Origin of the sequence: Clostridium carboxidivorans P7 (genome assembly GCF_001038625.1) — a bacterium.
Taxonomy (GTDB): domain Bacteria; phylum Bacillota; class Clostridia; order Clostridiales; family Clostridiaceae; genus Clostridium_AM; species Clostridium_AM carboxidivorans.
Map to the genome: position 1 here is coordinate 3,419,445 of NZ_CP011803.1, position 13,230 is coordinate 3,432,674.

13 protein-coding genes are annotated in these 13,230 nt (G+C 29.9%); 3 read left to right on the forward strand and 10 right to left on the reverse strand.

What is annotated here, in order from left to right:
* Nucleotides 1-14: 14 nt before the first annotated feature.
* The 5 genes from Ccar_RS14980 to Ccar_RS15000 all read right to left on the reverse strand — a co-directional run bounded on the left by Ccar_RS14980 (nt 15) and on the right by Ccar_RS15000 (nt 5,431).
* Nucleotides 15-605: an ECF transporter S component gene (locus Ccar_RS14980; protein ID WP_007062297.1), complete on the reverse strand. Its 591-nt coding sequence runs from the start codon at nt 603-605 to the stop codon at nt 15-17.
* A 244-nt stretch (nt 606-849) separates the two neighbouring features.
* The gene (locus Ccar_RS14985) at nt 850-1,761 is read right to left on the reverse strand and encodes a pseudouridine-5'-phosphate glycosidase (protein WP_007062296.1); all 912 of its coding nucleotides are present in this window, start codon (nt 1,759-1,761) and stop codon (nt 850-852) included.
* Nucleotides 1,755-2,849 carry a PfkB family carbohydrate kinase gene (locus tag Ccar_RS14990; RefSeq protein ID WP_007064600.1) on the reverse strand — a complete coding sequence of 365 codons (1,095 nt, stop codon included), beginning with the start codon at nt 2,847-2,849 and terminating at the stop codon, nt 1,755-1,757. The genes Ccar_RS14985 and Ccar_RS14990 overlap by 7 nt, the downstream gene beginning before the upstream one ends.
* A 174-nt stretch (nt 2,850-3,023) precedes the next feature.
* A complete protein-coding gene (locus Ccar_RS14995) occupies nt 3,024-3,482 on the reverse strand; it encodes a YbaK/EbsC family protein (RefSeq protein WP_007062293.1) in 459 nt (152 codons plus the stop codon).
* 428 nt (nt 3,483-3,910) lie between these two features.
* Nucleotides 3,911-5,431 (reverse strand): hypothetical protein, encoded by a 1,521-nt coding sequence (locus Ccar_RS15000; RefSeq protein ID WP_007062292.1) that lies wholly within the window; start codon nt 5,429-5,431, stop codon nt 3,911-3,913.
* A gap of 151 nt (nt 5,432-5,582) precedes the next feature.
* Here Ccar_RS15000 and Ccar_RS15005 point away from each other — a divergent pair, with 151 nt between their 5' ends.
* On the forward strand, nt 5,583-5,786 hold the full coding sequence (locus Ccar_RS15005) for a heavy-metal-associated domain-containing protein (RefSeq protein ID WP_007062291.1): 204 nt from the start codon (nt 5,583-5,585) through the stop codon (nt 5,784-5,786).
* A gap of 91 nt (nt 5,787-5,877) precedes the next feature.
* On the opposite strand, the gene Ccar_RS15010 is transcribed toward Ccar_RS15005, so the two are convergent.
* Together Ccar_RS15010 and Ccar_RS15015 are read right to left on the reverse strand one after the other, a co-directional pair.
* Nucleotides 5,878-6,714: a YjjW family glycine radical enzyme activase gene (locus tag Ccar_RS15010; RefSeq protein ID WP_007062290.1), complete on the reverse strand. Its 837-nt coding sequence runs from the start codon at nt 6,712-6,714 to the stop codon at nt 5,878-5,880.
* On the reverse strand, nt 6,708-8,204 hold the full coding sequence (locus Ccar_RS15015) for a YjjI family glycine radical enzyme (protein ID WP_007062289.1): 1,497 nt from the start codon (nt 8,202-8,204) through the stop codon (nt 6,708-6,710). The genes Ccar_RS15010 and Ccar_RS15015 overlap by 7 nt, the downstream gene beginning before the upstream one ends.
* Before the next feature lie 157 nt (nt 8,205-8,361).
* On the opposite strand from Ccar_RS15015, the gene Ccar_RS15020 reads away from it, so the two are divergent.
* Both Ccar_RS15020 and Ccar_RS15025 read left to right on the forward strand, forming a co-directional pair.
* A complete protein-coding gene (locus Ccar_RS15020; RefSeq protein ID WP_007062288.1) occupies nt 8,362-8,913 on the forward strand; it encodes an RIO2 family protein in 552 nt (183 codons plus the stop codon).
* 195 nt (nt 8,914-9,108) lie between these two features.
* Nucleotides 9,109-9,612 carry an amidase domain-containing protein gene (locus Ccar_RS15025; protein ID WP_007062287.1) on the forward strand — a complete coding sequence of 168 codons (504 nt, stop codon included), beginning with the start codon at nt 9,109-9,111 and terminating at the stop codon, nt 9,610-9,612.
* A gap of 57 nt (nt 9,613-9,669) precedes the next feature.
* On the opposite strand, the gene Ccar_RS15030 is transcribed toward Ccar_RS15025, so the two are convergent.
* The 3 genes from Ccar_RS15030 to Ccar_RS15040 form a co-directional block, all read right to left on the reverse strand.
* Complete coding sequence (locus tag Ccar_RS15030; RefSeq protein WP_007062286.1) at nt 9,670-10,602, reverse strand: patatin-like phospholipase family protein; 933 nt, start codon at nt 10,600-10,602, stop codon at nt 9,670-9,672.
* A gap of 96 nt (nt 10,603-10,698) precedes the next feature.
* Nucleotides 10,699-11,508, reverse strand: coding sequence for a dihydropteroate synthase (gene folP, locus Ccar_RS15035; RefSeq protein WP_179945249.1), 810 nt, complete (start codon nt 11,506-11,508; stop codon nt 10,699-10,701).
* Between the two features lie 236 nt (nt 11,509-11,744).
* Complete coding sequence (locus Ccar_RS15040; protein ID WP_007062284.1) at nt 11,745-12,932, reverse strand: pyridoxal phosphate-dependent aminotransferase; 1,188 nt, start codon at nt 12,930-12,932, stop codon at nt 11,745-11,747.
* Nucleotides 12,933-13,230 lie beyond the last annotated feature (298 nt).

Below are 13,230 nucleotides of genomic sequence, written 5' to 3' on the forward strand. Positions count from 1 at the left end.
CAAGGAACATTTTTCTACCTATGTTTTATTTTATTAACTGCAGTTACTACTGAAACTACAATAATCATTGACAAAATTATTTCTGGAATACCATTAGTTACAGCAACTGCAATTATACCTTTTTTAGCAGCACTTAAGCTTAAATTTAAAGCTTTTGCATAAGGTCCTAAGTATATAAGGTATAGCATTCCAAGTACACCTATAGTATTAGTAAGTGTACCTACAGCAGCTCCAAATGCAATTCCTAGAGATTTTGACTTTAACTTAACGACCTTATAAACATAATAAGATGTTAATCCTATAAGTACTCTAGGCAATACAGAAACTAATGGATTCATAAATGCAAAAGAAACTGGTGTTGGTGCAGTTATTGATTGTACAATACTAAATATACCAAAAATCAATCCTACCATGGCACCTACTACAGGTCCTTCTAGTATTGCTCCAATAATAACTGGAACATGCATAATAGTTGCTTTTACAGGTGGTATGGGTATAAATCCTAATCCAGTTAACCCTAATATGATTGAAATTGATGACAACATGCCTATGACAGCAAGCTGTCTTGTGCTAAACTTAGCTGTAGATTTTAATCCTCTTTCCATTGATAATTTACCTCCGTTCTTATTCCTTTTTGGGATATAATTCGGAATTTCTTATTAAAAAATTTCCGTTCGGTTTCAAATTGAATACCGACGATTTAATTTTATCACCTTGAAAATAAAATTCAATACAAAAAATCAAAAAAGATAATTTTATATTTTCTAAATATTAAATAACTTTACAGAAAAATAGCACAAGTAGATATCACTAACATAATATCCACTTATGCTTATATTCTACAAAATTTTATTTACATAATTCTACTGCTAATTCTGCACCTAATGCAGCATTATTATAAACAAGTCTTATATTGGATTCTAAACTGTCTCCTCCAGTTATTTCTTTTATCTTAGCAAGTAAAAATGGTGTTGATTCCTTACCTCTTATACCTTTTTCTTCTGATTCCTTTAAAGCATCATCAATAGCTTTGTTTATTACATTATAATCCATTTGATATTGTTCAGGAATTGGATTTGCAACTATAAGTCCACCTTGTAATCCTAAATCCCACTTAGCTTTTATAGCATCTGATAATTCTCTAACTGAATCAATTTTATAGTCAACTCCGAAACCACTCTTTCTTGTATAGAAGGCTGGCATTTCATCTGTTCCAAATCCTACTACTGGAACTCCATTAGTTTCTAAATATTCTAAAGTTAATCCTATATCTAGTATAGATTTTACACCTGCACAAACTACAGCTACATTTGTATGTGATAATTCTTCTAAATCTGCTGATATATCAAAAGTTTGCTGTGCTCCTCTATGAACTCCACCAACTCCACCTGTGGCAAATACTTTTATTCCAGCAAGTTCTGCAATAATCATTGTAGATGCTACAGTAGTTGCTCCATCCATTTTTTTTGCAATTATAAATGGAATATCTCTTCTACTTGTTTTTATTACATTTTTACCATTACCTAAATGTTCAAGTTCATCATTAGTAAGACCAACTTTTAATTTACCATTTAAAATAGCAATAGTTGCAGGAACTGCTCCTTTGTCTCTTATAATTTTTTCAACATTTCTTGCTGTCTCAACATTTTTAGGATATGGCATACCATGAGATATTATAGTAGATTCTAATGCTACTACTGGTTTGCCTTCCTCTAATGCTTTTTTAACCTCTGGGTTTATATCTAAGTATTTTTCTAACATAATTTTAATTCCTCCATTTTTTTATTTATATTTTCAATTGACATATTAGGATTTATGGTATTTTCATGAGATAAAGCTAAAATAGATGCTGTCATAGCAACCTTAGTGCTCTCTTTCATTGATAACTTATTCATTCTGGAATAAACCAGTGCTGCCAAGAAGGCATCCCCTGCTCCTGTAGCATTTACCACATTAACTTTTGGTGTTTTTACAATATTTTCTTCACATCCATCATTATAATAAACTCCATCTTCTCCAAGAGTTATGAATACTCTTTTAACACCTTTATCTAAAAAATATTTTCCACATTTATTCAAATCATCATTACTTTTAATTTCTATGCCTGAAAGGATTTCTGCCTCAATTTTATTAGGCTTTATAGTATGAAAACATCCTATAATGTCCTTCACCTTTTTTGCCTTAGTTGTGGATACCGTATCTAAAAAGAACTCAGTATCCTTATGATTTGTTACAATGTATTCAATAGTTTTCTGTGGTATATTTGTATCTATAACACAAATACTAGCATTATCTATTACATGCTTTTTCTTTTGTATAAATTCAACTGTCATTTGCTCTAAAATGTCCATATATGCAATAGCTACCTGCATATCTCCTTTTTCATTGAGTATGCATAAATAAGTAGAAGTTGGCTGCTCATGAAGTACAAGGGAATGTTCCATATCCAGTCCTATGTTTCTTCCTTCTTCTATTATCTTATTGCCATATACATCATTACCTATAACAGTAATAAGTTTAGTCTCTACATCCATTTTTCTTAAATTTTCACCTATGTTTCTTCCAACACCGCCTAGGGATATTTTTACCTGACCAGGATTAGAATCCTTTTGTATTAATATCTGATTAGGAAACCCCTGGATATCAACATTAGCACCACCTACTACACATACATAAGGAGCTTCATTTAATACATATCCTTTTCCCTTTATATATCCTTTTTTCATTAAATTTGTAATATGTACTGCTGCTGAAGAACGGGTAATACCCAAAATTTCTGAAAGCTCTTTTTGAGAAATCATAGGATTACTTTTTATAAGCTTTAAAATTTCTTCTTCTCTATTTGTCACTTGACTCCCTCTCTTTATAATATAACTTTCACTTTTCTTAACTTTTGCTTACTAAATTAATTTTAGCTTATTTAAATTTGAATTACAATATATTTTTTAAAAATTTCTAATAAAAAAGTTGAAGAATCATATTATTTTTAATATAATCCTTCAACTTTCATATTACTCACATATTTATTTGCATAAATCTGCCCAGGTACCTTTGGTTATATTCTCTAATTCATCAACAGCTACCTTTACTGCAGCATGTGGTGATCCTGCTGCTGGATACACAAAATCAAATTTTTTAAGTGATACATCCAAATATGTATCCATATGATTTTTAAGTCCAAAAGGACAAACCCCTCCTACAGGATGGCCAGTTACTTCTAGTACTTCATCATGATTTAGCATTTTAGCTTTAGTACTAAAACAATCTTTAAACTTTCTATTATCTATTTTAGCATCACCCTTTGAAACTATTAAAATGTCCCTATCCTTTAATTTAAAGGCCATAGTTTTTGCTATACGTTCAGGCTCTACCCCTATAGCCTGAGCTGCTAATTCTACAGTTGCTGTACTTTCATCAAGCTCAAATACTTTCAATTTTAAATTTTCATCATGAAATTGTTTTTTTACACTTTCTACACTCATTGGTTAGCCCCCTAATAATTTTTATTTTAACAATTATACCACATTATTTGTGTTGCAACCACTATATTACAATTTTGATTTTAATTTGCAATTAGCATTCAACAACTTACTTTCCGCTTTTTCAGAGGACAGAGGACAATTGACAGAAAACAGTGAAGGATGATTTTTCTCCGCTTTGCTACAAAAAATCTTTAATTAAATTTTTAATGACTCATTTCGCTAAAGCGGAACATTGCTGACTTATATAGATTCGAAGCTTGTTTTGCGTTAGCAAAACAAACTTAAAAATAAATTAGTTTTCTGACATAAGGAGGAAAACTCACCTTCATTGTCCTCTGTCCTCTGTCAATTGTCCTCTAAAAAATCCCTCGCATTTTGCTTATATTAATTCAAAATTATATATATGCAAAATCTAAGTTAATACTATCCTATTCTCTGCTAACAGGAAAACCTTCTGGAAAATATTCTTTTGGATACAATAAATCTATAATTTTGTGCCTATTACATTTTTCATTTTTCATAAATACATTAGGTATTCCTTTGAGAGAAATTCTTACATTCTCCAAATTGAATATGTCACAAACATTTTCTATGCATTCTACTACAGAAGCATTCTTACTCTTCTTTACATATCTCTCTATATCACTGCCAGTAAGCCATTCCTTTGCACATTTATAATCCTCATCGTAATTTATAACTGTACACTTAAGTTTATTTTTATCATTTCCTGAAATAGAAGACATAAAAAAGGTTTTCACCATAATATCATCCAATGGCAAACTATATCCAGCAAATATTATATGTTTTGCATTCTTCATTAAAAGTCCCATTTCTGTTTTTATTTCCTCTAAAGGTGGTATACTTTTTTGTTTTGCTAAAGTTTGCATTATAAGCGGCATATCAAATGGATAAGTTATTTGTCCACAGTATGGACACTCTATAGCTCCTTTTTTATTCTTTTTTTCATTTTCACTTTTATATTTCCATGATTTTTGTAAATCTTGCAATACAGATGGTCCAAAAACTTCTGTAGATAATCGATTCCAGCTTCCTCCAAAGGTTGTTATATACTTTCCACATTCAGGACATATCCTTGATCCAAAAATACCATGGGGAAAAAGAATTTTTCCTATTCTTACAATTCTAGATGGATACTTATAATCATTTATCCTTTTACATTGTGATTCCTCTACTGTATACCATATTTCTGGCTCATCACTGTCTATTTTTATAGAAGCAATTTGAGTCCCAAAATCATCAAAAAGCCTAAGCTTTAAACCATCTTTCAAATAATATGAATTATCATTTTGTTCCTTATGTGAATTAAATATATTCCACAAAATTACAGGGTCCCAATTAAATGATATTATAGCATAAGAATATAGATAGAATCTCCTTGTATCTCTCTCATATCCTCGCCTATCAAAAATATCTCCTTCTTCTTTCATAATGTCTGTCAATATTTTAGTAAATTGATAATATGGATCTAAACTTTTTTTATCCATATACCCTGGCTTTTTTTGTATGCTTAATCTTTCTAATTCCTCGATTAGAAGAATTAAGCACCTCTTAGCAGCTTTTACTCTCTCTACTCTTAAAAATTCTGTTTTTCCATTACAAAAAGCATTAAATCCCATATTACTATCTATTAATTGATCCAGCATTGTAAAAAGTTCATGCATATTAATTTTTGTATTTGTGTTTATAATAGTTTGCAGCGCCTTTAAATCATATATTTTTGAAAGTTCTCCATCTTCTATTAAATATTCTGTCACTAATTTTTTAAAAGATGATTTCAATTTTTCATCTTTACCATCTAAAAAAGAAAAATCATTTTTATTTATCTTTATTACAATTTGAATTAATTCTTTTGTAGCATAAAGTCCTAAAGAATTGGTAGCACCCGCCCCCCATAATATTACGGTTTCAGGCCAATATTTTTCTGGCATTGAACTCACCTTTGCTTTCATACTTTTAACTATTGAATATATCTTTAATTATAGTACTTCTTTTTTAACATTATATGTATTTTGAATAAAAATTTATATTTCTCATAATACTAAAATGTATATTTTGAATATATTAAGGAGTGGATAAAAAATGAAAACAGTTCATTATAACGTTTCAGGTATGGTATATCCTGAAAGTAAAACTAAACTAAAAAATGCTCTAGATAAGATAGAAGGAGTTCAAGAAATTGCAGTAGACATAGCTCGCGGGACTGTGGAAGTAGAATTTAATACTCCTGCAGACGCAAAAAAAATAGAGCAGTGTATTACAAATACAGGCTACTCTATACAATAAAACTATATTTAAAAACAAAATTTTAACTTAATATAAGTACAATGCGAAGCAAAGCTTCGCATTATGCGTATATTAGACTCATATAAAAACCTTACACTATAATTACATTTTCACATCCATTACTACAAGCTTTAGTTTTAAGTTGTTCCATCATTTCATCAGTAGGTTGATGTGTATTAATCTTGTCTTCACGAGTACCTATACTTCTATACTTTATAAGTTTATATCTTATTTTAGGATTAATATCTACTATAAGCTTACTTATTTCATTTACATTTCTATAGTTATCTAAAACTTCAGGTACTATTACCGTTCTAATTTCATATAACTTATTTATACTACCTAAATATTTTGCATTTTCTATAACTATATTATTATCTTTTCCCGTAAGCATTTTATGTTCATCTTTATCAAAAGATTTCACATCTAGCATAACCATATCCAACAATTGAGTAAGTTCTTTATGCTTTCTAAAATCAGTACTTCCATTGCTATCTACAAATATTGTCAATCCTAACTTTTTTACCTTTTCAAACAACTCCACAAGGAATTCCCCTTGAAGGGTACACTCTCCTCCTGATACAGTTATCCCTGAAATAAAAGTCTTAACCTTTAGTATCTGTTCTAATATGTCCTCTGTATCCATACTTCTAAATTTAGGCCCACATTTATTTTTACATATCTTAACACACAAACCACAATCCTCACACTTTTCTGGATTCCATATCACAGATTTTTCAACTAAAGATATTGCACCATATGGACAATTATCTACACATTCCCCACACTGAATACAGCTTTTTATAGTTTCTGGATTGTGGCAATAAAGACAATCAAAATTACATCCTTGAAAAAATATGGCCGTCCTGTTTCCCGGACCATCTACAAAGCTAAATGGGATAATTTTTCTTACAATTCCCTTTAACATTTTCTTACCTTTCTCTCCAATACTCTTGAATTTTTGACTGCACCTAATCCTAGTGCTACTGTATCCTGAAGCACAGCTTCTCCTTTATCTAACTTTTCCAAGTCTGATTTTTTTACAAGATATCCAGTTATTCTTATTACATCGCTATCTGATGCATACAATGAAAAATATCTCATTCCCTGATTAAATGCACCTTTTATTATGTCTAAAATAGCTTCTGGATTTTTCTTTGCTGTTACTTCAAATGGGAATATATCTCCTATTCCAGATGGAAAATATTTATGGAATTCAGCACTCTGAATTAGATGTTCATGTAATTCTGGCTCTTCTCCTATAGGTATTCTACATCCTGGACTTGTACCCTTATCAGTTTCTATTCCAACTTGAGCATGAAGTAGAAAATGTCCTTCAGCTGCCTCACAATATGGATTAGTTCTCTTATTTACTACATCATACATTTTTTGTATAATTCTCAAACCTAGTTCATCAGCTTTCTTATTATGTCCAAATCTCTTATCTAAACCTTCTACACCTAAAAGTGTGTTCACACACTCAGCAAGCCCAAACATGCCAAACATAGCTGTAAATTTATTTCTACTTATAAGACCTTCTTTTACAAGGAAGTTGGAATCAAAGAATCCACTTTCTTCTACTAAAAATCTTATTCTTTCATCCATATATGAAGCCATTTTTTCCATAGTAGCTGGTAAAAGATCATTTATAAATTCTTCTTGGCTGCTAGCTTTTTCAGCTAAAGCTTTTAAATTTAATCTAACTAGGGTATAGCTTCCTCCACCTATACATAAACCATTGTAACAACTTGCTATAGCATATCTATTAGGTTTAAACTCTTCTAAAAACATTTCATGATTTGCAAAACTTGGCTTTGCTGTAACTAATGCTGTACTTACAGCATCCACAGCAAAAGCATCAGATGTTTCTTCTTTGCTATATTTTAAACTTATATTAGGTATAGCTGTTTGGATTTCTCTTTGTACCTTTAATATTATTCTACCTGCCTTTGTATCCTTAGGTCCTATATTACCGTGGCAAAAAGAATCTGTTACAGTTCTATCTATATGAATGAAAAATAATTTTATTGCCTTGTATGCTTCTTCTTCATCCTCAATAAAAGGTTCTAATAAAGTATCAACGTTTCCTACATAAACAGGCATTGTTGTAACTGAAGGCACATGCTTATATAGTATTAATAAATTATTTACAGCTTCCCAAATATCTTTTGGAGGCTTCAATCCTAAAAATTCACTTCCTTGTTCCATGAATTTTTCATAATCAGGCAATACATATCTTGGCCTATAAGGCGCATTACCTTCATTAAGATCACAGATTACTCCTTCCTCTCTAAGTTTTTGTACATCATCACTTATATTTAACACGTTTAAGCTGGATTCCGCTCCACCTGCAAGTGCTATTAATCTTTGCTGATAAGTTAATTTCTTATCTTTTATTATTTTTAGTATATCATCCATATTATATAAAGCTCCCTTCAAATTGTATTGTTTGTAATGATCCTATATATTTATAGTAATTTTTTATTATAGTGATGTCAAATGTAAATAACATTTAATATTATATACTAAGCAGACACAATATACAGCTAAAATCACATAATATGGAGGTAAAAAAATGGATAACTCAGTAGATAAGAAGTATTTAGGAGTTAATTTGAAAGAATGTAAATTCATCGGTAAAGGTCGTCAAGGATCTGTATACCTTCTTCCAGACAAAAAAAGAATTATTAAGATATACAACAAGGAAAAAGGCTGCAAGGGTGAACTAGAAATATTACTAAGAGTACAGGATAATCCTCATTTTGCTAAAGTATATTCTTATAACAATAGAGCTATGATAAGAGAATATATTCCTGGAATGTGCATTAAAGATTATATAAGGAAAAATGGACTTTCTGAAAAACTAGCTATAAATCTTGTTAAACTTGTAGAAAGCTTTAAAACTGCTGGATTTAAAAAACTAGATATAAGACTTGCTCATATTTTTGTTCAACCTAATGAAGATGTTAGAGTAATAGACCCTAGAAAAGTTTTCGAAAGGAAACTTAATTACCCTCTCAAAATAATGAAAGGATTAAGAGAACTATCAGTATTACCTAAATTCATGAAAATATTAAAGGAAGAATACCCAGACTTATACAATCAATGGAGTAGAAAGCATAAATAAACTCTTAAATGTATCTTCTATATAGATATTAGAAGATACATTACATATATACATAATAAAAATACATACTTTTGTCATAAAACTTTAAAGATATAACACTAGTTTATTAATATTAACTTTTAAAATAATTTAACCCTTCACTACTTAACACATATACTGTTATTATAATGCTATAATTTGGTGGGATAACTAATTATGTATATGCTTAGAGTATCACAATATTCTAGAAGTGATTCTGTAAAATACGCTTTGAAGTATGCTTTAAACACTAATAAAAAATATAGATACTTTCCTTTAATAAAAAATAACAGTGGTGATTGTGCAAACTTTGTTTCGCAATGTTTATATGCTGGAGGAGCACCAATGATTTTAAGTCCTAAAAATCCATGGTGGTACAACAATACCAACCAGTCACTTTCTTGGACTTTAGCCCATTCTCTTTACTGGTATTTAAAAATAAATGCAGAATCCAATCTACCTGGCTGTAAAGGAGTTGAAACATCTGATATTAATTCTCTAGAATTAGGAGATTTAATATTCTATGAAAATAAAAAAAATATTATATTTCATTCAGCAATTATAACAGGATTTTCACAAAATAAGCCTTTAATTTCTCAACATTCTTTTGAAGCATTAAACATATCCTATTTAAAAACTTGGAGATCACCTAAATACCACTTTTTGAAAATACATCTGTAATAAGTGGCTAAAAATAAACATTATAAGCAAAATGCGAAGCATTGCTTCGCATTTTGCTTATATTGAAACTTTTTTCTGAACATAACATCTAATGTATTCTCTAAAATCCCATTCATTGAGAAACCTTTCTGCACTTTCATATCCTAAATCAAATAGCCTTAAACTCTTATCCCTTTTTATATCAAAATCTGTAGTTTTAACATCGGCAGTAGGTATAGATATAGTCCTTACCCGATCTTTATCCGTTAAATAAGTCTCATCATAATTATCAATTACAGATTCAACTAAATCCATTACAAAACATAAAAAATCATTTCTTTCTTTTTCACTGCATGATTTAGATACTTTTTGAAACTTAAATCCGAAAGTAGGTAATTTAGGTACTCCTGTAACATCAAATATCCACACTGGAAAATTACTTAGTATTCCTCCGTCTACTATGAAACTATATTTATCTCTATATCTTAATTTTTCGGGTTTGAAATAAAAAGGAATACTTGTACTCATTCTAACGGCTTTTGCAATTTCAAATTCCATAGGGTCAATTCCATATTTTATAAGATCATCTGGAAGAATAAGAATACTTTTTTTAGTTATATCCGAAGCTATTATTTTAAGATTTGATACTCCATTTTTACTTACATCCTTAAATTTAGTTTTACCTTTAGCTTTTAATAACTCATCTATCCAAGTTTCTATATATTTTCCTTGATAAAGTCCCTTTTGAGCCACAACTCCCAGCACTTTGCCTATAATAGGAAGAGACTGTAATCTATTTTTATCTAAAAAGCTAGTATAGTCTAATGTACTCATTATGTTTTTCAATTCCTTACTAGTATATCCTACTGCCAATAATGAAGCTATAATTGCTCCTGCAGAAGTTCCAGCTAACTTTTCCCACTTATATCCCATTTGTTCAAACTTAGTAATTGCCCCTACAAAGCCTATAGCCTTAACTCCTCCACCTTGAAAAACAGCATATGCCTTCAAAGATACATCACCTTTTTAATATTAATACACTATACTATACTATTAAAAAACTAGTTATTTTGTGATTGATATTGGAAATTTATATACATGTTTCTACTAATATAATCTAACTATAGCATCTGTCATAACTGATGCTCTTTTATTTTCTTTTATATCATGAACTCTTACAAAATCATAGCCTTTCATTATTCCTATAACTGTAGTAGCTACAGTACCTTCCACTCTTTCTTCTGTAGGTAAATTTAAGGCATTGCCTATCATGGACTTTCTTGAAGTTCCTAAAAGCAATGGATATCCAAATTTACGAAAGTCCTCTAGATGGTTCATAACAATTAAATTTTGTTCATAAGTTTTAGCGAAACCTATTCCTGGGTCTAAAATGATGTTTTCAGGTTTTACACCTGCTTTTAAAGCAATATCTATACTCTCTTTTAAATCACTTAATACATCTTCCATTAAGTTTATATAGTCCTTGTTTTCTCTATTATGCATTAAGCAGCATGGCACTTCATACTTTGCTGCTACTTCTGCTATATAAGGATCCTTTTTAAATCCCCAAACATCATTTATAAGAGTAGCACCTGCTTTTACAGCTTCTTCTGCTACTTTGCCCTTATATGTATCAACAGAAATTGGTACATCTATTTCCTTAACTAATGCTTTTATTGCAGGAACCACTCTGTTTAATTCTTCTTCTTCTGACACTGATGTATGATTAGGCCTCGTAGATTCTCCGCCTATATCTATTATATCTGCACCCTGCTCTATCATTTCCTTTGCATGCTGTATAGCTTTTTCTATATTATTAAACTTACCACCATCTGAAAAGGAATCTGGAGTAACATTTAAAATACCCATTATATAAGTTCTTTTACCAATTTCAAAATCTTTTTTTCCTATTCTCATTATTTTAGTCATACAAATCTCTAGTTAAACTAACTTTTTAACTAGATTCCCTCCATTTCTAAATTATTATAATCTTCACACATTTTTTAATTCAAATACATTATAACATCTTATTTAACAACAGTGGTATAAAACTTAAAACTTTACGCAATGTACTCATATTGCAGCAGCATAAACAAAAAACTATATCTAAAAATTAATACTAATTCTTAGATATAGTCTATTTACATCTACTTTTATTTATACAAATCTCTTAATTTCTCAAATGCATCAAAAGACCTTTTTAACATTTCTGTATCAACACAATAAGAAACTCTCACATATCCCGGACATCCAAAATCGCCTCCTGGAACAATTAGAAGATTAAATTTCTTTGCATTTTGAGAAAAATTCACATCATCTTCCTCTAAAGCCTTTACAAATAAGTAAAAAGCACCATCTGGCTTTACACATTGATAACCCATTTTAGTAAGTTCATTGTACAACAATTTTCTATTTGTATCATATAGTGCTATATCTGATGTTTTGCCTAAACACTTCAATACTACCTTTTGGAATAAACTTGGTGCACATACATATCCAAGTGAACGTCCTGCTCCACATACTGCTGTATAAACATCCTTAGTATTTTCCACACAATCAGGAACTAGTATATATCCTATTCTTTCTCCTGGAAGTGAAATTGACTTACTATATGAATAACATACGATTGTATTCTCATAATAAGCTGGAACATATGGTATCTGTATATCATCATAAACAATCTCTCTATAAGGTTCATCTGATATTAGATATAAAGTATTTTGATATTCTTCAGATTTCCTTTTTAACAAATCTGCTAAATACTTGAAGGTTTTTTCTGAATATACAACACCTGATGGATTATTAGGAGAATTTATTATAATTCCTTTTGTATGAGAATTAATGGACTTCTCTAATAAATCCATCTGAATTTGAAAATTTTCTGTATCTGCTGGTACTACTACAGCCTTTGCACCTGCGCTTTTTACAAAAACCAAATATTCTGGGAAATAAGGTGCAACAATAATAAACTCATCTTCTGAATTTACAGTAAGAGCCTTAAGTGCAATACATAATGAAGCTGCTGCACCACATGTCATATAAAAATTATCCGCTTTAAGCTGTGAATTATATGTATTGTTCATATAATCAGCTATACCTTTTCTTACTTCAAAATCTCCCTGTGCAGAAGTATAGCCATGGACTTCATCTGACTTTTTTGTTTCCAGTAATTCTATAATAGCTTCTTTTACACATTCTGGCGCTGGAACAGTTGGATTTCCAATACTAAAATCAAATACATTTTCTTTTCCAACAATTGCAGCCTGCTGTTTTCCATACTCAAATAATTCCCTAATTACAGAACGTTTTGATCCTAATTCATACATCTCTTTTGATACCATTATCTTGTCACTCCTTCTAATTATACTGTTCTCCTACAAATACCACTCTTTACAAGATTATTAACATCTTCCATTACACATTTTATTAGTACAATATTGTTATAGAAATAATTCTCTGTCTGTTTATAATGGCTTTAAAGACATTAATATATAATATTCAGTTCCTGTAAGTAGTTTTAATTGGCAATACTTAAAATTTATATTAATTAAATAGCATTATAGCAAATAACCTACAATACTTTCCAATGTCATATTTTGAGATATAATGACTTAAAGTTATAATAATCAATAAAAAATG

Bases quoted from the DNA above. Each gene is read 5' to 3' on its own strand.
- Ccar_RS14980 (WP_007062297.1), bottom strand. From the start codon at position 605: ATGGAAAGAGGATTAAAATCTACAGCTAAGTTTAGCACAAGACAGCTT.
- Ccar_RS15020 (WP_007062288.1), top strand. From the start codon at position 8,362: ATGGATAACTCAGTAGATAAGAAGTATTTAGGAGTTAATTTGAAAGAA.
- Ccar_RS15025 (WP_007062287.1), top strand. From the start codon at position 9,109: ATGTATATGCTTAGAGTATCACAATATTCTAGAAGTGATTCTGTAAAA.
- Ccar_RS14985 (WP_007062296.1), bottom strand. From the start codon at position 1,761: ATGTTAGAAAAATACTTAGATATAAACCCAGAGGTTAAAAAAGCATTA.
- Ccar_RS15010 (WP_007062290.1), bottom strand. From the start codon at position 6,714: ATGTTAAAGGGAATTGTAAGAAAAATTATCCCATTTAGCTTTGTAGAT.
- Ccar_RS15000 (WP_007062292.1), bottom strand. From the start codon at position 5,431: ATGCCAGAAAAATATTGGCCTGAAACCGTAATATTATGGGGGGCGGGT.
- Ccar_RS14995 (WP_007062293.1), bottom strand. From the start codon at position 3,482: ATGAGTGTAGAAAGTGTAAAAAAACAATTTCATGATGAAAATTTAAAA.
- Ccar_RS15015 (WP_007062289.1), bottom strand. From the start codon at position 8,204: ATGGATGATATACTAAAAATAATAAAAGATAAGAAATTAACTTATCAG.
- Ccar_RS15040 (WP_007062284.1), bottom strand. From the start codon at position 12,932: ATGGTATCAAAAGAGATGTATGAATTAGGATCAAAACGTTCTGTAATT.
- Ccar_RS15005 (WP_007062291.1), top strand. From the start codon at position 5,583: ATGAAAACAGTTCATTATAACGTTTCAGGTATGGTATATCCTGAAAGT.
- folP (WP_179945249.1), bottom strand. From the start codon at position 11,508: ATGAGAATAGGAAAAAAAGATTTTGAAATTGGTAAAAGAACTTATATA.